At 36.6% G+C, this 24,532-nt stretch carries 21 protein-coding genes; 8 read left to right on the top strand and 13 right to left on the bottom strand.

What is annotated here, in order from left to right; all coding sequences use genetic code 11:
• Nucleotides 1-6: 6 nt before the first annotated feature.
• Both ACH2CJ_RS01025 and ACH2CJ_RS01020 read left to right on the top strand, forming a co-directional pair.
• Nucleotides 7-2,406: an ABC transporter permease gene (locus ACH2CJ_RS01025; RefSeq protein ID WP_394990208.1), complete on the top strand. Its 2,400-nt coding sequence runs from the start codon at nucleotides 7-9 to the stop codon at nucleotides 2,404-2,406.
• 178 nt (nucleotides 2,407-2,584) lie between these two features.
• Entirely contained in the window at nucleotides 2,585-3,853 is a 1,269-nt protein-coding gene (locus tag ACH2CJ_RS01020) for a DUF937 domain-containing protein (protein ID WP_394990207.1), read from the top strand.
• A gap of 127 nt (nucleotides 3,854-3,980) precedes the next feature.
• Here the strand turns inward: ACH2CJ_RS01020 and ACH2CJ_RS01015 are convergent, their stop codons facing one another.
• Complete coding sequence (locus ACH2CJ_RS01015) at nucleotides 3,981-5,243, bottom strand: aminotransferase class V-fold PLP-dependent enzyme (RefSeq protein WP_394990206.1); 1,263 nt, start codon at nucleotides 5,241-5,243, stop codon at nucleotides 3,981-3,983.
• Nucleotides 5,244-5,274: 31 nt separating this feature from the next.
• Nucleotides 5,275-5,973: a DNA alkylation repair protein gene (locus ACH2CJ_RS01010; RefSeq protein WP_394990205.1), complete on the bottom strand. Its 699-nt coding sequence runs from the start codon at nucleotides 5,971-5,973 to the stop codon at nucleotides 5,275-5,277.
• Between the two features lie 331 nt (nucleotides 5,974-6,304).
• Between ACH2CJ_RS01010 and ACH2CJ_RS01005 the strand changes: the two genes are divergently transcribed.
• Nucleotides 6,305-7,138: an amidohydrolase family protein gene (locus ACH2CJ_RS01005; protein ID WP_394990204.1), complete on the top strand. Its 834-nt coding sequence runs from the start codon at nucleotides 6,305-6,307 to the stop codon at nucleotides 7,136-7,138.
• Between the two features lie 51 nt (nucleotides 7,139-7,189).
• Here the strand turns inward: ACH2CJ_RS01005 and ACH2CJ_RS01000 are convergent, their stop codons facing one another.
• On the bottom strand, nucleotides 7,190-8,890 hold the full coding sequence (locus tag ACH2CJ_RS01000) for a GMC oxidoreductase (protein WP_394990203.1): 1,701 nt from the start codon (nucleotides 8,888-8,890) through the stop codon (nucleotides 7,190-7,192).
• A gap of 286 nt (nucleotides 8,891-9,176) precedes the next feature.
• On the opposite strand from ACH2CJ_RS01000, the gene ACH2CJ_RS00995 reads away from it, so the two are divergent.
• Entirely contained in the window at nucleotides 9,177-11,465 is a 2,289-nt protein-coding gene (locus ACH2CJ_RS00995; RefSeq protein ID WP_394990202.1) for an ATP-dependent helicase, read from the top strand.
• 12 nt (nucleotides 11,466-11,477) lie between these two features.
• Here the strand turns inward: ACH2CJ_RS00995 and ACH2CJ_RS00990 are convergent, their stop codons facing one another.
• The 7 genes from ACH2CJ_RS00990 to ACH2CJ_RS00960 form a co-directional block, all read right to left on the bottom strand.
• Entirely contained in the window at nucleotides 11,478-12,737 is a 1,260-nt protein-coding gene (locus ACH2CJ_RS00990) for a Y-family DNA polymerase (RefSeq protein ID WP_394990201.1), read from the bottom strand.
• The gene (locus ACH2CJ_RS00985; RefSeq protein WP_394990200.1) at nucleotides 12,737-13,183 is read right to left on the bottom strand and encodes a LexA family protein; all 447 of its coding nucleotides are present in this window, start codon (nucleotides 13,181-13,183) and stop codon (nucleotides 12,737-12,739) included. Before ACH2CJ_RS00985 ends, ACH2CJ_RS00990 begins: the two co-directional genes overlap by 1 nt.
• A 139-nt stretch (nucleotides 13,184-13,322) precedes the next feature.
• On the bottom strand, nucleotides 13,323-13,709 hold the full coding sequence (locus tag ACH2CJ_RS00980) for a thiol-disulfide oxidoreductase DCC family protein (protein WP_394990199.1): 387 nt from the start codon (nucleotides 13,707-13,709) through the stop codon (nucleotides 13,323-13,325).
• Nucleotides 13,710-13,764: 55 nt separating this feature from the next.
• Nucleotides 13,765-14,211 (bottom strand): cytochrome c maturation protein CcmE, encoded by a 447-nt coding sequence (locus ACH2CJ_RS00975; RefSeq protein ID WP_394990198.1) that lies wholly within the window; start codon nucleotides 14,209-14,211, stop codon nucleotides 13,765-13,767.
• 112 nt (nucleotides 14,212-14,323) lie between these two features.
• Nucleotides 14,324-14,524, bottom strand: a complete 201-nt coding sequence (locus tag ACH2CJ_RS00970; RefSeq protein ID WP_394990197.1) for a CcmD family protein — start codon at nucleotides 14,522-14,524, stop codon at nucleotides 14,324-14,326.
• Between the two features lie 32 nt (nucleotides 14,525-14,556).
• The gene (gene ccsA, locus ACH2CJ_RS00965; protein WP_394990196.1) at nucleotides 14,557-15,216 is read right to left on the bottom strand and encodes a cytochrome c biogenesis protein CcsA; all 660 of its coding nucleotides are present in this window, start codon (nucleotides 15,214-15,216) and stop codon (nucleotides 14,557-14,559) included.
• A 56-nt stretch (nucleotides 15,217-15,272) separates the two neighbouring features.
• On the bottom strand, nucleotides 15,273-15,935 hold the full coding sequence (locus ACH2CJ_RS00960) for a heme exporter protein CcmB (RefSeq protein ID WP_394990195.1): 663 nt from the start codon (nucleotides 15,933-15,935) through the stop codon (nucleotides 15,273-15,275).
• A 262-nt stretch (nucleotides 15,936-16,197) separates the two neighbouring features.
• Here ACH2CJ_RS00960 and ACH2CJ_RS00955 point away from each other — a divergent pair, with 262 nt between their 5' ends.
• Complete coding sequence (locus tag ACH2CJ_RS00955; protein WP_394990194.1) at nucleotides 16,198-16,425, top strand: ferrous iron transport protein A; 228 nt, start codon at nucleotides 16,198-16,200, stop codon at nucleotides 16,423-16,425.
• 80 nt (nucleotides 16,426-16,505) lie between these two features.
• Nucleotides 16,506-18,614, top strand: a complete 2,109-nt coding sequence (gene feoB, locus ACH2CJ_RS00950) for a ferrous iron transport protein B (protein WP_394990193.1) — start codon at nucleotides 16,506-16,508, stop codon at nucleotides 18,612-18,614.
• A 75-nt stretch (nucleotides 18,615-18,689) separates the two neighbouring features.
• Here feoB and lysS read toward each other — a convergent pair whose 3' ends face one another.
• Nucleotides 18,690-20,402 carry a lysine--tRNA ligase gene (gene lysS, locus ACH2CJ_RS00945; RefSeq protein ID WP_394990192.1) on the bottom strand — a complete coding sequence of 571 codons (1,713 nt, stop codon included), beginning with the start codon at nucleotides 20,400-20,402 and terminating at the stop codon, nucleotides 18,690-18,692.
• Nucleotides 20,403-20,511: 109 nt separating this feature from the next.
• On the opposite strand from lysS, the gene asnS reads away from it, so the two are divergent.
• Together asnS and ACH2CJ_RS00935 are read left to right on the top strand one after the other, a co-directional pair.
• Nucleotides 20,512-21,939 (top strand): asparagine--tRNA ligase, encoded by a 1,428-nt coding sequence (gene asnS, locus ACH2CJ_RS00940; protein WP_394990190.1) that lies wholly within the window; start codon nucleotides 20,512-20,514, stop codon nucleotides 21,937-21,939.
• A 91-nt stretch (nucleotides 21,940-22,030) separates the two neighbouring features.
• Nucleotides 22,031-23,116, top strand: coding sequence for an NADH-quinone oxidoreductase subunit H (locus tag ACH2CJ_RS00935; RefSeq protein ID WP_394990189.1), 1,086 nt, complete (start codon nucleotides 22,031-22,033; stop codon nucleotides 23,114-23,116).
• Nucleotides 23,117-23,158: 42 nt separating this feature from the next.
• On the opposite strand, the gene ACH2CJ_RS00930 is transcribed toward ACH2CJ_RS00935, so the two are convergent.
• Entirely contained in the window at nucleotides 23,159-23,932 is a 774-nt protein-coding gene (locus ACH2CJ_RS00930; RefSeq protein WP_394990188.1) for a LytR/AlgR family response regulator transcription factor, read from the bottom strand.
• Between the two features lie 10 nt (nucleotides 23,933-23,942).
• Entirely contained in the window at nucleotides 23,943-24,431 is a 489-nt protein-coding gene (locus ACH2CJ_RS00925) for a sensor histidine kinase (protein WP_394990226.1), read from the bottom strand.
• Nucleotides 24,432-24,532: the final 101 nt, after the last annotated feature.

The raw sequence follows: 24,532 nt of genomic DNA, 5'->3' as shown, positions 1-24,532 counted from the left end.
ATAATTATGAAAAACTCAATTTTTAAAACCTTCAGCGGGGGTTTGGGGGCTAATTATATAAAAATAGCCTTCCGAAACCTTTGGAAAAACAAACTCTTTTCTTTTATCAATATTATGGGTTTAGGCTTGGCAATTCCATTTGCTTTGCTTTCGTTGATGCAGTTGCGTAGTTCTTTTGAATTTGATAATTTTCATCCAAACTCAAACCGAATCTATCGCATTATCACCGACGAAAACTCCAATGAAGGCGGCAAAGTTAGCTATGCTTCTTCACCTTTTTTGCTGTCTGATAATTTAAAGAATAATTATACTTGCGTCGAAAAAGCCACAAAAGTAGTCAGAGATTTCAGTTGGGAATTGACCAATCGGATAAAAACTATTAGGGTAAACACCATCTATGTGGAGCCTACTTTTTTCGAAATTTTTGGTTTTAGTTTAGCAAACGGTTCGCTGCCATTAGAGCCAAATAGCCTCGTTTTGAGTCACGAAATGGCACAAAAATTCTTCAATGAAGTCAACCCTGTTGGAAAAATATTATCGCATCCAACTTATGGTTCTTTCAAGATAACAGGCGTCTTGAAGCCATTTAAAAAGCAAACAATGTTCAGAAGCGATGTAATGATTTCGATGGCAACTTATACCAGTTCTAATCAAGAAGCCGCCAATCCACAGTCGTGGGCAAGCTACAAAATGCATACTTTTGTTAAATTACAAGCCAATGCACAGCCAAATTCTCTTGACTTGGCACTCAACGAAATTGCCAAAAAGAGTAATGAAAACATAATTTCCGCCAAAAAAACCAATCATTTTCGTAAGCAAGCTATCAAAGATATTTCGCCGAGTTTGGAAAAACTTCGTTTTAATCCTTATGTAGAAGATTTGGCAGACATTTCATCCAATTTTGCAATTCCACTCATGATTTTAATATTGGCAGGCTTCAATTATACTAACCTGACTTTGGCTCGCTCGTTGAGTCGTTCGAAAGAAGTTGGCGTACGAAAAGTAATGGGAGCAGTTCGCAGTCAATTGATTATCCAATTTATATGCGAAGCCATTATGATAGCCTTATTTGCATTATTTGTTGGTATAGTTATTTTGTTTTTAATGAAGCAAACAATCCATGTGCAATGGGTAACGTGGGAAGTTGAAAATCAGACTATTATTTGGCTTGTTTTCTTAATATTTACTTTGCTTTTGGGTATCTTGGCAGGAGCATTGCCCGCTTGGATATTGTCGAGTTTTCAGCCAGTAAGTGTCTTGAAAGGCACGCTTTCACCAGCATCTTTTGGTAAAATAAGTTTCCGTAAAAGTCTGGTAGTCATTCAGTTTGTGGTTACAATGGTGTTTATTTTTTTTATAGGACACATGTACAGTCAGTTTAATTATATGGCTACCGAAAACGAAAATTTTAATAGAAAAGGCATTTTCAATATTACCCTTGCCAACAAAAATTATCAATTATTAATAGACGAAATTTCAAAAAATAGAAATGTAGAAGAGGTCGGACTCACTTCGATTCCTTTTGGCGGAATGACCGCTGAATTTGGAGTGAAAGCCAACAAAAAAGCCAAAAACGAGGCTGCTTATTATTATGCAGTAGATAGAAATTTTATAGAAAATATGAAATTGAAATTTGTGGCTGGTCAAAACTTACCCATTTCAAAATCAGATTCGGCTACAAATTTTGTAGTAATCAATCAAAAAGCGGTGCAGAGACTTCATTTGGGAACGTCCCAAGAAGCTATTGGTAAGACAATCATCCTAAATAATGCTACCGAAGTACAAGTAGTAGGAATTGTACAGAATTTTTGTCATTTTAACTATCAGTTTGACATACAACCTTTAATTTTTCAGTATAATCCCTCACAATTTCAAGTTCTTTCCATTAAAACCAACGAACATACTTCAGAAGATGATTTTTTAGCTGAAATGAAAAAACTTTGGAAAACCAATTATCCTTACCAATCAATGGTGTATTCGTGGTATGAAAGAGATATGTACGACCGTTATTATCCTGCCGAAGATATGAAAATGATGAGTCTGGCTTCGATGGTTATTTTTGTAATTGCCATTATGGGTTTACTTGGAATGGTAACATATACTACCGAAAAACGTACTAAAGAAATTGGAATTCGTAAAGTAATGGGAGCTTCAGTTTGGGAAATCGTGAGAGTACTTTCGCTCAGTTTTATAAAATTATTACTCATTGCGGGGTTAATAGCCTTACCGATTGGGTACGCTTTAGGCTTATTTTTTCTTAGCATTTTTACTTTTCATTCGAATATCGATATTGGTTTGATGAGCCTATTTTTTGTCATGGTTTTTATTATTGCCATTTTTACCATTGGCTATAAATCAATTAAAGCTGCTTTGATGAACCCTGTGAATAGCTTGAGGAGTGAGTGATTTTGGTTGCCGTAGACACTGAATCGAGTCACATAATAGCTATCCATTTCTTCGTTTTTTATTAAACGGAAACATAATTTTTGGAAAATAATATACTTTGGGCATAGTTTTTGATAAAATCATTTGAAATACTGAAACCTCCCCAAAAATTATTTATAAACCACGAATGCACAATTTTATGGATATCCTTGGACTAATTAAAGACAAACTGACAGATTCTGTTATAGAAAAAGTTAGTGCTTTTTTAGGCGAACACCCCGAAAAAATAGGCCCTGCTTTGAATAGTGCAGTTCCTATTGTGCTGGGAGGGATTATCCGAAATGCTTCAACTGAAGAGGGTACGGGTAAGGTAATGGATGTATTGAAAGATGGTGGACATACGGGAGAAATTCTTGATGATTTGCCAAGTTTGCTCGCAAATTTTGATAAAACGCAGTTATTAATCACCATTGGCTCAAATATTTTCAATCATTTTTCAGGAAATACGAGCAATAGTATTGTAGAAAAGCTATCTTCATTAAATGGTGTTCGCAAGACCTCGGCTTCTTCATTGGTAGGTTTGGCCGCTCCTTTGGTTTTAGGAGCTTTAGGAAAAGTGGTTGGCAGAGAAGGACTTGGTGTGTCAGGATTAACAAAACTTCTTGCCGAACAGCGAGAAACTGTTTTTGGAGCTTTACCGCCTGCTATTGCTAACCAATTGAATTTTAAGAGTACGGTTTCTACTGTTGTAGCATCTAAAGAAGAAAAACCAAATGAAGAAACAAAACCTTCTACAAGTGGAAGTGGTTTTTCGAATTGGATTCCTTGGGTTTTGATACTGTTCTTATTTTTGGGAGTAGTAGCATATTTTTGGAAATATCGGAGACAAATTATCAAAGAACCCGAAATTTCAGCCGTAGGTGTACTACCAAAAGAAGATTCAACTTATGTCAGTGATTCAGCTTTTGTGGCATTACCAATTGATACAAGCAGCAGGGTTTTATTGACCGAAACGCCAAAAGTAGAAGAAACAAAACCGATTGAAAAAGTAGAAAAAGTAGCTAAAAATGAAGATAAAACTGTAAAAACTCAAACTGTTGAGAAGAAAATTGAAGAAAAGCCAAAAGTAGATATTTTTGATACTAACATCTCGACAAACACAGTAAGCGAACAACTTAAAAGTAGCGATTCTTGGATTGGATTGAACACTGATTTTAGAAAAAATAGTGCAGAAATTAGTTTAAAAGGGCAATTAGAAGATGTTGCAAAATATCTAAAAAGCAATCGAAAAGCCAAGGCTACTATCGCTGGTGGTTCACAAAGTAAAGGCAGTACACTCTCCGAAGACCGTGCCTATGCCGTACGTGAAATATTGTTAGAAAAAGGTATCTCAGAAAACCAACTCTCAGTTCAAAACTCGTTTATAAAAGATGTGAATGCAAAAGTTGTTGTAAAAATAAAACGATAACTTTACTCTATATAAATGAGCCATTAGTATAAAAACTGTTGGCTCATTTTTTATTAATCCGAAAATAATTGAGCAACTTATTCATTTAAAAGCAAGTTATAGGCTGTCGACCGTCGTCTATGGACTTTCATCTACTCAACTCCTTTAGAGCTGCTACAAAAGTATCTAACTCTGCCGTAGATGTATAAAGATTAGGTGTAATTCGGCAGCCTTGTACATTGGCATAATCAATGGCAACAGTCCAGATTTTGTATTTTTCGAGTAAAGTTTTTGCTAAATCTGCGGGTTTTATAGTTTTAATTCCAACATTGGCAATACCACAAGCTCTTTGGCTATCGGCTGATGTATTTAGGACAATATTTGGCAAATCACGCACTTTTTTTGTCCAATATTCTTGCAAGAAACGCAACCTCGCTTCTTTTCGTTGGATACCAATTTTTTGATGAAAATCAATAGCATTGGCAATTGCCAAATCAGTATGTACAGGATGTGTACCTGTATGATTCAGCTTTCTAATATCATCATCTTTATAACCCATATCGCCAAATAGTTGCCATAGTTTGGCAATTCTATCTTTTTTTACGTATAAAATGCCCGCTCCAAGTGGCACACTTAGCCATTTATGAAGGCTACTTCCATAATAATCGCAGCCTAAATCGCTGATTTTGTAATCAAGATGAGCAAACGCATGAGCTCCGTCTACCATTACAGCAACGCCTTTTGCATGAGCCATCTCGCAGATTTTTTTAATCGGTAAAATATGTCCTGTAATATTGACGATATGACAAACCATTAGTAGTCGAGTTTTAGGCGTAATGGCTTTTTCATAAAGTTCTACTATCTCTTCATCAGATTTTGGATGATTGGGTATTGAAATAATTTTATTGACAATTCCATAACGACGAGCTTGTAATTTAAACATATCAAGCATTGCTCCGTAATCTTGCATTGCCATCACCGCCTCATCACCAACTTTCCAATCGTAGCCCGCAATAACCGAGTCTAGCGATTCGGTTGTATTTCGAGTAATAATCAATTCTTCGTGTGAACAACCTGCTAAAACTGCCAATTTTTTTCGTATATCTGCCTTATCGTCAAATTGTCGAGTACGCATATAATATGAACCTTGAAAATTTACTTCTCGCACATGTCCAATAAAAGCCTCTAAAGTTTCTTGTGGAGCAAAAGAATAATAACCATTTTCGAGATTAATATAATCAGGTTTTATGAGAAACGCACACCTAATTTCTGCCCAAAAATCTTCGTTTTGTGCCATTTGCTCGGGCGTTTGTTGCTCAAATTTCGACAAAATATTCTCAAAATCTCTCCCAAAAACAGGCGAAATAAGATTGGCAGCCGCAAAGGTTTTGATAAATTGACGTTTGTTCATTTTTTAATTGTTGATAAAATTAAAGATACACTTACCGAAGTTTCATAAAATATTTCTTTCGCTCATCGGTCATTTTTTCAATGGCATAACGTAGTGCTGTTCGAGGCATTCGTCCAATATTTTTTTCTAAAAAGTCTTCTACTTGTTCATTTCCACCCTTTTTCCAAGCCTCACGAAGCATCCAACCTATGGCTTTATGAATCAAATCGTGCTTGTGCGAAAGCAAAATTTCGGAGATTTTGAGCGTATCATAAAACTGCTTGTAATTGATAAAATACCAAGTGGCAATGATGGCGATGCGTTGTGTCCAGAGATGGTCGGTGCGAGCCATATCGTAAAGAATACTACGGTCTTTATCAATTAAATATGCTCCGACAATATCACGTGCTGAGCAATCAACCAAGTCCCAATTATTAATTTGATGAGTATTCGCTAAATAAAAATCGTAGATGTTTTGGCGATTATCACCTTTGCTTTTTTTCATTTGCTCTACCAAAATTGCCAATGCGGCAAACCGATATTCGTGAATCGGACTATCTAATAATTCTTGTAATTCATTGACAGTAAGAGCGTTGTATTTTTTGCAAATCGCTCGAAGGTCAGGATTCGTGATGCCAATAAAAACATCTCCTTCACCATATTGTCCTTCCTCAGTCTTGAAAAACCATGCTGAAGCTTTGGCTCTTTCGGGTGTAGCAATAGCTTGGAGTTCGTCAGTAATTTTATTCATCAGTAAAAAAGTAGCTAAAAGGCTTTTAAAATAGAACCTAAAAATAAGATTTTTTTTCGGCTATTTACATCATCTAAAATAAAGAAAGGCTATGGGTAAAATTCCCCATAGCCTTTTCTACTACTAAATCCACACAACTTTGAATCAAAAATAAGTATATTAAATGAAATACGCAAGAGATTTCTCCAAAAAAAATAATTTTAACACTCAATAAAGTGCAATTATTTGTTTGTATTATACCAAAAGAATATTGTTTATTGCTCATCTATGAAGTACGAAATAAAATGATAATTCGTAATTTTGTCTCTAAAATTAAAACTTATTATCAATCATGACTATCGACTCGCACCAACATTTTTGGAAATTTGACCCCATAAGAGATTCCTGGATTACGGATGAAATGTCGGTGATTCAAAAAAACTTTTATCCCAAAGATTTACAGCCAGTTTTGCAAGCAAATGGAATTGATGCCTGCGTGGTAGTGCAAGCCAACCAAAGCATAGAAGAAACGAAGTTCTTGCTTGATTTGGCTAATAATAATGATTTCATAAAAGCAGTAGTTGGTTGGATAGACCTACAAGCTGATGATATTGACGAGCAATTAGCCAATTGGAAATCGGAAAAAAAATTAGCGGGTTTCAGGCACGTTTTACAAGCTGAACCCGACTTAGAATATATGCTCAGACCGAACTTTTTACGAGGTATTTTCGCTTTAAAAAAGCATGGTTTCACTTACGACATTTTGATTTTTCCAAAACATTTACCCTTTACTCAGAAATTTGTCGCTCATTTTCCTGACCAGCCTTTTGTGCTTGACCACATCGCCAAACCCTACATCAAAGCGGGTTTGATTGATGATTGGAAGAAAGACATTGAAAGTTTGGCAAAATTTGATAATGTACATTGCAAAGTTTCAGGAATAATCACTGAAGCCGATTGGAAAAACTGGACTTATGAACAAATAAAGCCGTACTTGGATGTAGTTTTCGAGGCATTTGGTACTAACCGAATCATGTTTGGCTCTGATTTTCCGGTATGCTTATTAGCGGGAGAATATACCCAAGTAAAAGGCATCATCGAAACCTATACAACACATTTTTTAGCCTCAGAAAAATCAAAAATTTTTGGTGAAAATGCTGCTAAGTTTTATAAAATAAATGAATAATTGAGCATTTTAGAGAAGAAAAATTTTCAATTATTCATTTTTCATTATCAATTAGAACCGCTGCTTCATAGCATAATCAACAGCACGAGCAGTTAGAGCCATGTAAGTCAAAGATGGGTTTTGAGTGGAAGTGGAAGTCATGCAAGAGCCATCAGTTACGAATACGTTTTTACATTCGTGCAATTGATTCCATTTATTTAGCAACGATGTTTTTGGGTCTTTGCCCATTCTCACACCACCCATTTCGTGGTTTTCGTTGCCTGGAAGTCGTTTTGTATCAATCGGTTGAATGTTCTTGAAACCTGCGTCGTGGTACATTTCTGAAAATTGTTCATGAAAATCTTTCAAAACTTTCTCATCATTATCATCATAACCAATCGAAACCCGTAGCTGTGGAATGCCGTATTTGTCTGTTAATTGTTTATCCAATTTCACAACGCTGCTTTCCTTCGGAATCGTTTCGGCCATCATGCTTGCATTGATTCCCCACAAGCCCAACGAAGTATTCAATAAATTGTCTTTCAAAATTTCTCCCAAACCGTTTCGTTTTATACCATCCATTCGTCCAGCACTAAAACTTGTGGCATAACCCCTCAAAAAATCAGTTTCTTGTTTGAGAACATTGCGAAAACGAGGAATATAAGTACCTGTTGGTCGGCGACCGTCAGATTTTGAGTCCATAAAGCCTTCGTATTCAGCAGAGATTCGCCCACGATAACTATGAAAAGCCATGAATTTTCCGAGCAATCCATTGTCATTTCCCAAACCATTCGGGAAACGATTGGAAGTTGAATTCAACAAAATAAGATTTGTATTGAGTGGCGAGGCATTCAAAAAGATGATTTTTGCATAATATTCTATCATCTCATTAGTGTTGGCATCAATGATTCTAACACCAGTAGCCTGATTTTTCTTTTCATCATAAATGACAGAATGTACCACCGAATGGGGGCGAAGAGTCATTTTGCCAGTTTTTTCTGCCCACGGAATGGTTGAGGAATTGCTACTATAATAACCTCCATACGGACAGCCACGCTCACAAATCGTACGGTTTTGGCATTGCCCACGCCCTTGTTTGAGATGAATGGCTTTTGGCTCGCTCAAGTGAGCTACTCGCCCCATGATTACGTGGCGGTCGGAGTGTTTTTTAGCAATATTGGTTTTGAAATGTTTCTCTACGCATGACATTTCGAAAGGCGGTAAAAATTCGCCATCGGGTAGCGTAGCCAATCCATCACGGTTGCCCGAAATGCCTACAAATTTCTCGACATAGCTATACCACGGAGCAATATCGGCATATCGAATAGGCCAATCAACAGCATAACCATCACGAGCTGGGCCTTCATAATCGAAATCGCTCCAACGTTGAGTCATTCGTCCCCACAAAAGCGAGCGACCACCTACATGGTAAGCCCGAATCCAGTCGTATGGTCGGTCTTGGATATATTCTTGCTCGGCATCTTTGGTAAGAAAATGAGCAGTTGCTTCAGTGAAAATGAAGTTTTTACTGGCAATCTGATAATCTTTTTTGATTTCATTTGGCACTTGCCCACGATGTTCAAATTCCCACGGTTGCATCATGGTTGTTGGGTAGTCAGTTACGTGTTTTACATCACGTCCACGGTCAAGCACCAAAGTTCGGAGACCTTTTTGTGTCAATTCTTTAGCAGCCCAACCACCACTAATCCCCGAACCGACCACAATAGCATCAAAAGTGCGAGATTTTATATCGTCAATGTTTAAATTTGGCATTTTTATAGGGTTGATTAAATTTCCTCCAAAATTAAGAAAATCAGCAATATTTAAAAGGGTATTTAAGTTTTTTGTGTGGCGGGGCTTTTACATCAAAGCGATTCTTGGTTTATAAATGTTTTGAAAATAGAGAGATTTGGAACAAACCACTCCGTTAAAATTCGACTCCGTCAGAATTTTGCCACCGAGCGTCGGTCGCCTCTCTTTGAAAAAAGGAGGGAAAGTTTTCAAAATATGGAATGTATTGATAATATACTGCTAAATTTGCAGTCCAAAAAAGAATTGAATGGCAGATAAAAATTATTTAGATAAACTCAATGCCCCGCAGCGAGAAGCAGTTACACACCCCGATGGCCCACTGATGATTATTGCAGGTGCTGGTTCGGGAAAAACACGTGTGCTTACCTACCGAATTGCGTGGTTGATAGAGCAAGGTGTTGACCCTTTCAATATTTTGTCATTGACTTTTACCAACAAAGCGGCGGGCGAAATGCGTAAGCGTATCGAAAACGTAATAGGAAGCGATGCCAAAAATCTTTGGATGGGTACTTTTCACTCAGTTTTTGCCAAAATCTTACGTTTTGAAGGAAAAAGACTTGGTTATACCTCCGATTTTACGATTTATGACACCGATGATTCTAAATCTTTGATGCGTTCAATTATCAAAGAATTGGCTTTAGACGATAAAATTTACCGAGTAAATTACGTACTGAATCGTATTTCGAGTGCCAAAAATGCCTTAGTTTCGTGGGAGGCATACAACGATAGTCCGATTTATATGGAAGACGATAAAGCTGCTCGAATGCCAGAAATCGGTCGACTTTATAAGTTATTTGTGTTGCGTTGTTTTCAAGCCAATGCCATGGATTTTGACGATTTGTTGTACAATACAAATGTGCTTTTTCGTGACCATTTAGATGTGCTGAACAAATATCAACATAAATTTAAGCACGTGTTGGTCGATGAGTTTCAAGATACCAACGTGTCACAATATTTGATTACCCGGAAGCTCTCTTCGGTACATCAAAATATCTGCATTGTGGGCGACGATGCCCAAAGTATTTATGCTTTTCGTGGAGCAAATATTCAAAACATCTTGAATTTCAAGTCAGATTATCCTGAGTTGAAAGTGGTGAAACTCGAACAAAATTATCGTTCAACACAAAACATTGTCAATGCTGCCAATTCGGTCATTGCTCGAAATAAAGAGCAGTTAGAAAAAAACGTTTTTTCGGAAAACGAAGAAGGGCATAAAATAGAAATTATCAAAGCTGCTTCTGATAATGAAGAGGGGCGGCTGATTGCCAATAACATTTTTGAAATAAAAAATAATGAAAGCCTAAAAAACACTGATTTTGCGGTGCTTTACAGAACCAATGCACAATCGAGGGCTTTTGAGGAGTCGTTGCGACGACTCAATATCAAATACCGAATTGTTGGTGGCTTGTCTTTTTACCAGCGAAAAGAAATTAAAGACTTATTGGCATATCTGCGATTTACCATCAATCAGAGCGATACGGAGGCTTTCAAACGCATCATAAATTTACCCAAACGAGGCATTGGCGATACGACCGTTGCCAAAATTGTGGTTACGGCTGCCGAAAACAATAAATCAATTTGGGAAGTAGTGAGCAGTATCAACCAATATGTGGCAGGTCGAGCGGCACAAACGATTGATGAGTTTGCAACGCTTATCAAAAGCTATGGTTTGATGATTGATGAAGGCAAAGATGCTCATACAGTGGCGTCGTACGTTGCTAAAACTTCGGGACTTTTGAAGGAATTGTACGACGACAAGACCGTTGAAGGGCTTTCTCGCTACGAAAATATGCAAGAATTACTCAACTCAATTAAGCAATTTGTTGATAACCCTGAAAATGATGAGGTAACATTGAGTAATTTCTTGCAAACGGTTACGCTCATGACCACCGCCGACCAAGAAGACGAAGATGGAGACCATGACCGTGTAACCTTGATGACAATTCACGGAGCTAAAGGTTTGGAGTTTAAGTATGTCTATATTGTGGGCATGGAAGAAAATCTATTTCCTTCACAAATGATGTTGTCGAAGCGAAGCGATTTGGAGGAAGAACGCCGACTTTTTTATGTGGCAATTACCCGAGCCGAAAAAAAAGTAACTTTGAGCTATGCCGAAACTCGCTATAATTACGGTCGTTTGAACTTTTGCGAGCCCAGCCGATTTATTGAAGAAATTGACAAGCAATATTTGCAAGTTTCACGAAGTAGAATTGTTTCTTTTGCAGGAACAGAAACCCGAAATGACCTTCCAGCATCAACATTGTCTTTTTCTAAGAAAGAAAGCATCATTTCTAATTTGAAACCTATGCAGAAAGCTACGCCTGTCAATCATACACCAACAGGTGATTTTGTGGCGAGCGATACTTCAAACTTAAAGCAAGGAGATAAAGTGGAGCATCCTAAGTTTGGCTATGGTACTGTTACAAAAATGGACATCAATGGAAATGACCGCAAAGCAACCATAAAATTTGATGGGCAAGGGCAAGGAGAGAAGACATTGTTATTAAGTTTTGCGAAGTTGAGAATTGTAGGATAGAAAACATTTTCTTCATACATGAATGATGATAATATCTGATAATCTTGTAGTATAATTGGGCGATAGATTATCTTGCTTCATTTTCCAAATTATTTTAGGGTCTTGAGACCCTAATCTTATTTTTTGCTGACCGAACATCGCATTGACTTTATCTATTGATTGCATCAATTTTTTGTGGCGTTCGTCGCTATTTTCAAAGATATTTATCTGAGTTTTGTCTTCGTCTGTAAAATCCTGTACGATTACGCCTGCTCTTTTATATTGGTAACCTTCCCGAAAAACAATAGATAGTGCCTGCAAAGCAAAATTTGAAATTTCGATACTCGAATTGGTCGGAAAAGGGAGGTTCAGTACAATGTTTCGGTTATATTGTGGCAAATCAACTCGGTGTCGGTTGGTTTGAATAAAAACCATTATTGAATTACAACACGCTTTTTGTAAACGTAGTTTTTCAGCACACGAAACAGCAAAAGTTGAAATACGCTCTTGCAGAAAATCCCTTTCGGAATAGTTAGATTCAAATGAGCGAGTGATGGCAATGTTCTTTTTTTGTTGAGGTTCTTCTAAATCTAAGGTAGGTTTTCCTTCCAAATCACGTTTCAAACGCAAACCCACAATTGCCATGTTTTCTTGCACCCATCTGTCATCGAGCATCGTAAAATCAAGAGCAGTTTTTACGCCAATTGCCTGTAATCGTTTGGCGTGTTTGCGACCAATTCCCCAAACATCTTCTATTTTCAGCCATTTTAGGGCTTTTATTCGTTTTTCATCGTTGTCGATGAGATAAACGTTTTTGGTTTGCTGCGGAAACTTCTTGGCTATTCGATTGGCAACTTTCGCCAATGCTTTTGTTGGAGCAATGCCCACACTTATTGGTATTCCAGTACCTTTTGTTACTTTACGGTGCATTTCTTCACCGATATTTTGGAGGTTAAAGTATTCAAAACCTTCAAATTTTATAAAAGCCTCATCAATGCTATAAATTTCCATTTCTGGACTAAAATCATTCAAAATAGTCATCACTCGCTGGCTCATATCGCCATAAAGCGAAAAATTGGCCGAGAAAATTTCGATACCGTTTTGCTTAAAAAAATTTTCCCATTGATAAGCCGCAGCACCCATCGGAACCCCCAAAGCTTTAGCTTCATTACTTCGGGCAATAACACATCCATCGTTGTTTGAATAAACAACAATAGGTTTACCAACAAGGTTTGGTTGAAAAACCCGCTGACATGATGCGTAAAAGTTATTACAATCGACTAAAGCAAACATCAGAATGATTTGATAGAGAAAGTAATGATACCCCAAATTATAAAATCGTTTTCTTCGGTAACTTTTATAGGTTGATAATCTTCATTTTCAGCAATTAACCAACATTGTTTTTCTTCAATTTTTATTTTCTTTAAAGTAAATTCACCGTCTAAGAAACAAATAGCAATTTTATTATTTACTGGATTTATACTTTTGTCAATTATCAATATATCCCCATCAAATATCCCAATGTTTTTCATAGAGTGCCCTTTTACGAACCCACAAAACGTAGATGGTTTATTTTTTATGAGATATTTATTTAGGTCAATTGATAATTCCGTGAAATCAAGGGCCGGTGAAGGAAAGCCAGCACTTATTCCTACATCTACAAATGGCAAATTTAGCTCTGAATCGGCAGAAACAGGCGTAATATCAATGGTCGAATCTTTTATTTGAAGTATTGGCATAATGTTGATATAAAATACACCAAGGTATAAGTTTGTAGTAAATGTATAAAAGTTTTAGCTAAATGCAAAAATGATGTGATGATTGATGAATAACAAAAAATCCAGCGAACTTCGCTGGATTTTTTGTTATTGAAATATTTTATAAAAACCTTGCTTTCAACTTAGGTGTAGGAATTCGACAGGCATCAGTTCTTCCGAAAATTCGGTAACGATTTTTGGCAATTAAATTATAAACAGGATTTCGAAGGAATGATGGAATGATTTTGAATATATAGAAAACTTTCCATAAACCGTCCATATTTCGTACAATTTCTAGTGCAGCGTCTGATTTTTGATAGATTTTTCCTTCTTTTTCCAAGATTATGCTATCAAAGTTTGTTTGCTTTAAACCGTATTTTTTTAATATCTCCTGACCAATATCCGACTGCAAAGCTGCAAATTTGAAAACGCCTTTTTTATCTCTATCAATAACGAAGTTGATAGAAGCATTACAAAAATTACAAACACCGTCGAATAAAACAGTCATTTTTTTTGGTTTTTTTACTATCGACTGCCGTCGTCCATTGACAGTCGACTGAAAACTAGTTCATCGAAACCGCTTTCTTTGGTTCTTCAGTTTCTAATTTATTGTTGTTGTATTTTGATGGACATTTTAGCAGAATTTGCTCTGCCTTGAAACATTTATTTTCCAAATCCATTTTACCAACGACTACCACTTTTTCAGATTTATCTAAATCGGCTGGTTTTGGTTGGTTATAAACAACTTTCGACTCAAAATTTAGTGAGTCGATCATTACAAATTCAAAGCGATTTGGGTCAATAGATGGCTCATAAACCATTCCTACAAAACCTCCCGAAGCATCTTTTTTTAAAGTACCAACTACGTGCATTGATTTGGTGCTACCTTCTTTGGCAACTTGCTCGGCTTCGCCAAAACCAACATAAGTGCTGGCATCTCCAACTGTCGAAATAATAATTGCAACGGCAATGGCAATAACGCCAAGAGCAATAATATGTGATTTTTTCATGAATGTGATTTAAGAGTCGAACGTCCACAGACGACTTACGATAGTTTTTACGCTAAAATAATATAATTACAGAGACAAGTAAACTGCGGTGTGGAACGCCGCCCGATATTGACTATAGACTTTTTTCTATTTTACTTATCTTTCTATCTAACAAAACTAAATAGGTAATAATTCCTGCAAATACGATGGCGATTACGGCTACCACTACCCAAATTTTGCCATCGCTTCGCATTTGGTCGGCCATTTCAACTTCTTGAGCAAATAGATTTGTTGAGGTCAATAACAGTATTAGAAACGACAATATTTTTTTCATTATTGTTGAAATTTTATAATTAAAAGTAAAACTTATTTTGCACCCAAACGCTCAATAACTCTCAAGCGGATTCTTAAACTTGAAATCCAGACACCGAGTAAAGTCCAACCGATAATAGCTGGGTAAAATACCATTCTCATACCGTTGTCCATGTCATATTTTCCGAAAGCTGGATTTCCACCATTTCCTGGATGAAGAGAGTCGGTAAGTCGTGGTAAAATCCAGACCAAAGGAATGAATGTTGCGAAGGCAAAGATATTATAAATGGCTGATAATCTGGCTTTTCGTTGTTCATCTTCAAACGAACTTCTCAAAATAAAATAGGAAGAGTATATCAAAAGTCCAACTTCTACGGCGATGATTTTCGGGTCTTTTGGTAGCCAATCTCCCCAAGTGAATTGTCCCCAAAGAGAACCAGTCATGAAACCCAAAATACCAAAAAGTATAGCAACGTTGGCAAATTCTACGGCATATTCATCATCTTGGATTTGCCCATTTCGCAAATATTTAATCGAAAACCACATCGAAGCGGTCATCAATGCCATCATGCCAAACCAAAGTGGTACATGGAAATAAACATTCCGAATAGTTTCGTTCAGAATCGGCTGGCGTGGCACAATACCCGTCAAACCTTGAATAATTGTGTAAAGTAAAAGCACTACACAAAGAGTTTTCCACCAAGTTTTTTTCATATAATAATAGCCCCCGATGGGAGATTTTTTTAGTTAAGAATATTCACTCATTATTTTCAACTCCTCCACAAATAAGGAAACAATAAATAACTCAAAGCGATTACGATGGCATCAATACCGAGCAAAGTCAATATTTCGTCGTAGCTGGTACTCCATTCTAAGCCATCCATAGCGTTTTTTGAAAGACGAATCAACATCAAAAGCATAGGCAAAATGATTGGAAAACTCAAAACTGCCATCAAAGTTGAAGTATTTTCAGCTTTTGATGCAATTCCTGCCACCATTGTCAGCGTTGCCGAAAAACCAATTGCTCCTAAAATAATTCCTGTTAAATACATTCCTAAATTCTGCACAGGATTACCCATTACACCCGCATAAACCACAAAGCCAACCAACGAAAGTGTTAATAATAAAAATATATTATAAATAATTTTCGATAGAATAATACCTTGTGGACTTGCCAGAGTATAATAATACAATTGTCGTCCTGCTCGCTCCTGCGTAAAACTTTTGGTGATAGAATTGACCGCCGTAAAGAGTAAAATTATCCAAAATAAGGTGTTCCAAGTAATAGGTTCAATACCTTTTGTTTTCAATGTAAAACTCATGTAGCACACAAAAACAGTACTGACGATATAAAGCAACATCCCGTTGAGGGCGTAGCGTTGTCGCCATTCGAGTCTGATTTCTTTTTCTATGAGTGCTTTCAGTTCTTGCATATCTTTATTAATGGAACAAGTACAAAGATACTACTCAAACAAATAGAAATTTTATGATTTTTATTCTTTTTTCGGGATTTCTTTCTTTTTAGAATAGATATCATAAGGAATACTATTTTACAAAATTATTGAGAATTGAAAATTATCTGCGGAAAGAGGTTAAAGGAATACTGACCATAATACCTGACGAAAATCATTTTTATTTTAGAACCAAAAAAGCTAATTTTACGTTTATTTGAAATCAGTCTAAATAAAATATAACGTGCAAGCCGAAAAAACTGTTGCCGATTTAAAAGTAGGGGAGAAAGGTATTGTGAACAATTTCAAAGATGCTTCGATGTCGTTAAAACTACTCGAAATGGGTTGTTTACCCGAAACCGAAGTAATCTTAGATTTTATTGCACCTTTGGGTTGCCCAGTTGGAATTACGGTGGCAGGTTATCACCTCTCCCTCAGAAAAAGAGAAGCAGCAACAATTGTACTTAAATAGTTGATAAACTATTGCATAGGTTGGCTTTTTAACTTATTGATAGTAAGCCTTTTAGTGAATTCTGAAAACGTAAATCGTGTGTGAAAAATAAACAGGTTGTAGCACTTCTTGGAAATCCGAATTCTGGAAAATCATCGCTTTTTAATCAACTCACTGGGTTGCGTCAAAAAATCGGCAATTTTCCAGGTGTTACGGTTGATAAAAAAGTAGGATTTTGTCGATTAGGTGGGGGCATGGATATCGAAATTCTTGATTTGCCAGGTACATATAGCATTTATCCAAATTCGCTTGATGAGCAAGTTGTGCTGGAAGTACTTGCTAACCCTAAAAACAATGATTACCCCGATTTGGCAGTTGTAGTTGCAGATGCGTCAAATTTGAAGAGAAATATGCTGCTCTTTGAGCAAATTAGTGATTTGGGTGTGCCTGCAATTTTGGCTTTAAATATGCTCGATGTTGCAGAAGAATCGGGTATTTCGATAAATTCAGGTAAACTTTCAAAAATCTTAGGAATTCCTGTAGTCGAACTTAATGCACGTGAAGGTATCGGTATGGAAGGTTTGAAACACACAATTTTCAACCAACTTCAACATAAAAAAACACATATTAATCCTCCTGTTTTTGACAAAAAATCAGAAAAAATCTACGAAGAAGTAAAAGAAAAATTTGGTATTGAAAACAAGTATTTGGCTCTTCAATATGCTGCTCAAGCACAAAAATTAATGTTTTTGGGTGAAAAAGAGCAAAAAGACTTGGAAGATATTGTGAAAAAATACGATTTCAATGCCGATAAATTTCAATCTGCCGAAACCATCGACCGTTATAAAGATATTAGTGCAACGCTGAAAGAAGTAATTGTTGAAGAGGGTGTAAAAAAAGAAACGATTAGCGAAAAAATTGATAAAATTCTGCTTCATAAAATATGGGGTTATGTAATTTTTCTAAGTATTTTATTCCTGATTTTTCAATCGGTTTTCACCTTTGCCGAAGCCCCAATGGACTGGATTGACAAAGGAATTGCTTTTGTTAATCAATTTTTGAAATCACATTTACCTGATGGTCAACTTGTTAGCCTTTTAACAGATGGACTGATTGCAGGAATTGGCGGTGTTTTAATTTTCATCCCTCAAATTGCTTTTTTGTTTGCCTTTATTTCGATTTTGGAGGAGTCAGGTTATATGGCACGTGTGGTTGTGCTGATGGATAGGCTCATTCGGCACTTTGGCATGAGTGGAAAATCGGTCGTTCCATTGATTTCGAGTATGGCTTGTGCTGTACCAGCTATTATGTCGGCTCGCACGATTGGCAGTTGGAAAGATAGATTGATTACGATAATGGTTACGCCGCTGATGAGCTGCTCGGCGAGGTTGCCGATTTATACAATTTTGATAGCTTTGGTTGTGCCAGAAACAAAAACATTAGGGTTTTTCAATATGCAAGGTGTTGTCTTAATGGGGCTTTATTTATTAGGTTTTTTATCGGCATTAATTGCGGGGTGGTTGATGAAGTTTATGCTAAAATCGAGCGAAAGAAGTTACTTTATTATGGAACTTCCAACCTATAAAAAACCACGCTGGAAACAAGTCGGTTTTATGATTTTGGAGAAAGTAAAAACTTTTGTTTTTGAGGCAGGAAAAGTCATTATTGCTATTTCGATTGTACTTTGGGTTTTGGCTTCTTATGGGCCAAGTGATAAAATACAAAATGCTGAAAATCGAGTGATTGCCGAAAATCCAACGCTCGACCAAGCTAAACTTGATTCAAAAATAGCATCGGCAAGATTAGAAAATTCGTATGCTGGGCATTTCGGAAAATTTATCGAACCCGCCATCAAACCATTAGGTTATGATTGGAAAATCGGTATTGCTCTCATCACATCATTTGCCGCACGTGAAGTATTTGTCGGCACGGTTTCAACCATTTATAGTATTGGGGCCGATGCAGAAAATGAAACAACCATAAAGGAACGCCTCCGAAATGAAGTAAATTCCGAAACAGGAAAGCCAACATTTTCAATTGCTACTTCATTTTCATTGTTGATATTTTATGTATTTGCCATGATGTGCATGAGTACGCTTGCGGTAGTTTATCGTGAAACCAAAGGCTGGAAATGGCCTATTATTCAGCTTATTTATATGTCAGTTTTGGCTTATGTGGCAGCGTTTGTGGTTTATCAGGTTTTGAAATGATAGAGTACTTGAGTTTCTTCATAAAAAAGCGTAGCATTCAAAACTACGCTTTTTTATAAATCTCTCTTATTATTATCATTTTACCCAAGCCTCAACTTCTTCTTTACTCACCATTTTCTCTTCAATTTTCAATTTCTTTCTCATACCCCCCAAGTCATTGAATATTTTGTTGGCGTTTGCTCCTTTGAGTTGATCAACCATTACAAATCCCATTTTTTGTAAGGCAGGAACCCAAACTTTCGGAACACCAATTGCCTCATAATCAGCTTCTTGAGAAAGTTCTTGTTTCTTTTCTGGTCGCATTTGCGGGAAGAAAAGTACTTCTTGAATACTCACATTGTCAGTCAACATCATTGTCAAACGGTCAATGCCAATGCCGATGCCTGCGGTTGGAGGCATACCGTATTCGAGCGAACGAATGAAATCTTCATCCATTGCCATTGCTTCGTCGTCGCCTCGTTCTGCTAATCTTGCTTGTGCTTCAAAACGCTCACGTTGGTCAATTGGGTCGTTCAACTCTGAGTAAGCGTTGGCAACTTCTTTTCCATTCACAAATAACTCAAAACGCTCTACCAAACCTGGTTTGCTACGATGCTTTTTTGTTAATGGCGACATTTCAACTGGATAATCAATGATGAAAGTTGGTTGGATTAAATTTGCTTCAACTTTTTCGCCAAAAATCTCATCAATCAATTTTGCTTTGCCCATCGTGTCGTCAATTTCCATGCCCCACTTTCGGCAATAAACACGAGTTTCTTCTTCGGTCAATTCGCTCAAATTTATACCAGTATATTTTTCGATTGCCTCCAAAATACTCAATCTTTCAAATGGTCCAGCGAAATTCAATTCGTTTTCGCCTAATTTGAAAGTTGTCGAGCCATGAACAGCCATTGCAACTTTCTCGAAAATTTCTTCGGTGATATTCATCATCCATTCGTAATCTTTGTAGGCTACATAAAACTCCAACGCAGTATATTCTGGGTTATGTGTTCTGTCCATTCCTTCATTACGAAACATTTTACCAAACTCATAGACACCTTCAAAACCGCCCACAATAAGGCGTTTTAGGTATAATTCGTTGGCAATACGCATATATAAAGGCATATCAAGGGTATTGTGGTGCGTAGCAAATGGACGTGCCGCTGCTCCACCGTGAATTGGTTGCAAAATCGGCGTTTCTACTTCCAACCAACCTTTATCGTCGAAGATTCTACGCATGGTACTAATGATTTTTGCTCTTTTTACAAAAACATCTTTTACATGCGGATTGACAATTAAATCAACATAGCGTTGGCGGTAGCGTTGCTCAGGGTCAGAGAACGCATCATAAGTTTTTCCATCAACTTCTTTCACAACAGGTAATGGACGAAGCGATTTATTCAGAATCTTAAATTCGGTCACATGAATAGAGATTTCGCCAGTTTGAGTAGTGAAAACGTAACCTTTTACTCCAATTATGTCACCAATATCGAGTAATTTCTTGAAAACAGTATTGTATAAAGTTTTGTCTTCGTTTGGGCATAAATCGTCACGACGAAAGTACAATTGAATACGTCCAGTTGAGTCTTGCAACTCAACAAATGACGCACTTCCCATGATACGAAACGACATCAAACGCCCAGCAATTGATACGTTTTTGTAGTCAATCTTATTATTTTCGTAATTCTTTTCTATATCAGCCGCCGTTACATTTACCTCAAATAATTCGGCAGGATAAGGGTCAATTCCCATTGCCATTAAGTCTTGTCTTTTCTGACGGCGTAGTATTTCTTGTTCGCTAAGTGCCATTTGTATTTGCTAATTATTAATCAGTTTTGAAAAAGAACTGCAAAATTAAGAAATTTTAGCGGCTATTTTCCCTATTTTTGCACTTCAATTCAAGAATAAAGAGAGAATTATGCAAATCAAGGAACTACTGAAGCTAACACCAAGCGAACAAGAAGTAACAGTAAAAGGTTGGGTACGTACCAAACGTGGACAAGTAGCCGTAACTTTTATTGCCATTAATGATGGCTCAACGATACATAATATTCAGGCAGTTGCCGAAGGTGGAGCAATTGATGAGGAAACATTAAAATTGGTTTCAACTGGTGCTTGTGTGGCTGTTACAGGAAAGTTAATCGCCTCAATGGGTAGCGGCCAAGCCGTTGAACTAAAAGCTGAAAAAATCGTAATTTATGGTACAGCCGATGAGAGTTTTCCGATGCAGCCAAAGAAACATTCATTGGAATTTTTGCGTGAAAAAGCCCATTTACGATTTCGAACTAATACTTTTGGAGCAATTTTTCGCATTCGTCATACTTTGGCTTTTGCCGTTCACAAATATTTTAATGACAATGGCTTTTTTAATCTTCATACGCCAATCATTACCGCTTCTGATGCCGAAGGTGCGGGTGAAATGTTTCATGTAACTAATTTCGACATGGAAAAACCACCAAAAGGCGATGATGGAAACATTGATTATAGCCAAGATTTTTTTGGTCGCAAAACAAGTTTGACCGTTTCGGGACAATTGGAAGGTGAATTAGGAGCGTTGGCTTTATCGAAAATTTATACTTTTGGTCCAACTTTTCGTGCTGAAAATTCAAATACGACTCGCCACTTGGCAGAGTTTTGGATGATTGAGCCAGAAGTTGCTTTCTACGAATTGGAAGACAACATGAATTTGGCAGAAGATTTTGTGCAGTATGTGATTAAATATGCTTTAGAAAATTGTGCTGATGATTTGACTTTCTTGGAAAAACGTTTGTTAGAAGAAGAGAAAAGCAAACCACAAAACGAGCGTAGCGATTTGAGTTTAACAGAAAAATTGAAGTTTGTGGTTGAAAATCAATTTCAAAGATTGACATATACCGAGGCGATTGAAATTTTGGTGCGTTCGAAACCTCATAAAGAGAAAAAATTCCAGTATAATGTAGCTTGGGGTATAGATTTGCAGTCGGAGCATGAGCGATATTTGGTAGAAAAGCACTTCAAAAAACCAGTGATTTTGACCAACTATCCGAAGGATATTAAGGCGTTTTACATGAAACTGGATGAAGATAATAAGACAGTTCGTGCAATGGACGTTCTTTTTCCAGGCATTGGCGAAATTATTGGAGGCTCACAACGTGAAGATGATTACGAAAAACTTTTGGCCCGTACCAAAGAAGTAGGTATCGACCCAGAAAATATTTGGTGGTACCTCGAAACCCGTAAATTTGGGTCAGCTCCACACGCAGGTTTTGGACTTGGTTTCGAGCGTTTGGTATTGTTTGTAACAGGCATGACTAACATCCGTGACGTGATTCCGTTCCCTCGTACGCCTAAGAGTGCAGAGTTTTGATTAGGCACGAAAATTAAACAACAATAACGTGCCACACTTTCAAAGTGTAGCACGTTTAGCAAAGTTTTTTAAAATGAACCAAAATTGCTAAATGCTCATAACACTCCTCATATTTCTTGCGTTTATTTTTGCCAATGTAGTCATTGCGGTTTATGCTGAACGTAAGGTTTCGGCATTTATTCAAGACCGTACTGGGCCAATGGAGGTTGGGAAATGGGGACTTTTGCAACTCATTGCCGACTTGCTGAAATTGATTCAGAAAGAAGACATTATACCAGCCGTTGCCGATAGGCGAATGTTTAAATTTGCTCCTTTGATGATTTTTATGGCAATTTTTGCAGGATTTGCTTTATTTCCTCTTTCGCCAAATTTACGAGGTTCGGCTACGCAAACAGGTGTTTTTATGCTTTTAGCGGTGGTTTCATTAGATATTTTGGGAATTTTGATGGCAGGGTGGTCGTCCAATAATAAATATTCTTTGTTAGGTGCGATGCGTTCGGTGGCTCAAATTATTTCTTATGAAGTGCCTTTGGGTTTATCGGTTTTGTGCGTAATTTTGATTACGCAAACCCTTGATTTGCAGGAAATTAGCTTCCAACAAGGACTTTTTTCTGTTGAAAAAAACTATCTTTTTGGCATAAAAGCTACTGGTATTGAAGTTGGACAATACGGTGGAATTTTGACTTGGAATATACTCCGAAATCCATTTTTGATAATCGTTTTTGTGATTTATTTCATTGCTTCATTAGCAGAAGCAAATCGAGCCCCATTCGATTTGCCCGAAGCTGAGTCTGAGTTGATTGGTGGTTTTCATACCGAATATTCGGGTTTTCGTTGGGCAATTATGATGCTTTCGGAGTATGGAATGATGCTTTTGGTTTCTATTTTAGGAGCAATTTTATTTCTTGGAAGCTGGAATACTCCTTTTCCAAATATAGGTTTGGTAACTCTCGGAACTTGGACAAGTGGTGAAATTGGTCATTGGTCGAGTGACCTTTGGGGAGCTTTTTGGTTGATTTCAAAAGCCTATTTTTTGATTTTAATACAAATGTGGGTGCGTTGGACGCTCCCTCGCCTACGAGTTGACCAACTCATGTATCTTTCTTGGAAGGTGCTTACACCTTTTTGCTTGGTATTATTGCTCATTTCAGGCATTTGGCGGTTGTTGATGATTTAGATTTGTTGGAAAAGAATAAAAATTATCACTCACTCTTTGTTTTCAACCCAACTCAAACCATCCTCTAAATTGATGAGCTTTTTCTTTGCTCACTACGATTTCTTCTTTAGTCAAAACAACTAATTTTAGTTCTATTTTTCCAGTAAAATGCGTCCGATAATTTTCGATTGCTTGTTTATTAGCAATAAATTGACGATTTGCTCGAAAGAAATTTTCAGGGTTTAATAATTCCTCAATTTCGTCCAACGAATTATAATCGGTGATAAGTCGTTGATTATCAGTAGTTTGAATCCAAATTACTTCATCTCGGTAAAAACAGGCAATTCGCTCAATAGTTACTGCTACAATATTTCGTTGGTGATGTGCCGTGAAGCGAGTTTTGAATTTTGGCAATGCTGCACGATTTTCTAAATCATGTAACAAATGAGTGAGTTGTTCTTTAAAACCATTTGATTCTACATTATTGAGCCTTTTAAATTTCTCAAAAGCACTCCGAAGTTCGTCTTTATCAATCGGTTTTAGCAAATAATCAATACTATTGAGTTTAAATGCTCGAATAGCGTACTCGTCGTAAGCAGTCGTAAAAATGATGGGACATTGCGGTTGTATTTCTTGAAAAATATCAAAACTTACACCATCAGAAAGTTGAATATCTGACAAAATTAAACTTGGTTCTGGATTTTGCTTAAACCAATCTAATGCTTCTTTTACACTGCCGATAGTATTTAATATTGTAGCTGAAGAGTCTATTTCTTTAACCAAGTTTTCAAGATTTTTGGCGACTAAAGGTTCGTCTTCTATGAGTAAAATTTTCATAGATTTTTGATTAGATTAAGGGTATTTTTACTCGAAAAGTACCATTCGATTCAATTAATACTTCTTTTTCGCTTAAAAAACTGTATAGCGATTTTAGATTATTTAAGCCTTGCCCGTTAGAAGTTTCAACTTGTTTTTTTAATTGAATTTTATTTTCAATAATTAAATAATTATTTTGATTTAAAATACTGATAGACAGCGGATTAGCCAGATTAGTAATATTGTGTTTAAGAGCATTTTCAATCAATATTTGCAGTGTGACTGGTGCAATATGTAAATCTAAAACTTCATCTGAAATATTAAAATTAATGCTTAAAGAATCGCCAAAACGAGTTTTTAGTAAAGCTACATAATTCTTGATAAAGTTTAATTCAGTTTCAAGACTCACCAAACCTTTTTCCTTGTTTTTCAACACATATCGAAAGACTTTTGACAATTGTTGCAAAAACTCTCGTGCTAAAGGTGGGTTTTCTTGAATCAGCGAATCTAATGAAGTCAGACTATTAAGTAAAAGAGTAAAAGTTTTCGAGTATTAGAGTATAGCTAGTTATCTTTGTTGAATGAGAACGAAAATATATATACATCTAAGTGCGGAAGAGC

The sequence above is a fragment of the Emticicia sp. genome (assembly GCF_043780375.1).
Classification (GTDB): Bacteria; Bacteroidota; Bacteroidia; order Cytophagales; family Spirosomataceae; genus Emticicia.
This window is presented reverse-complemented; position numbering and strand designations above follow the sequence as displayed.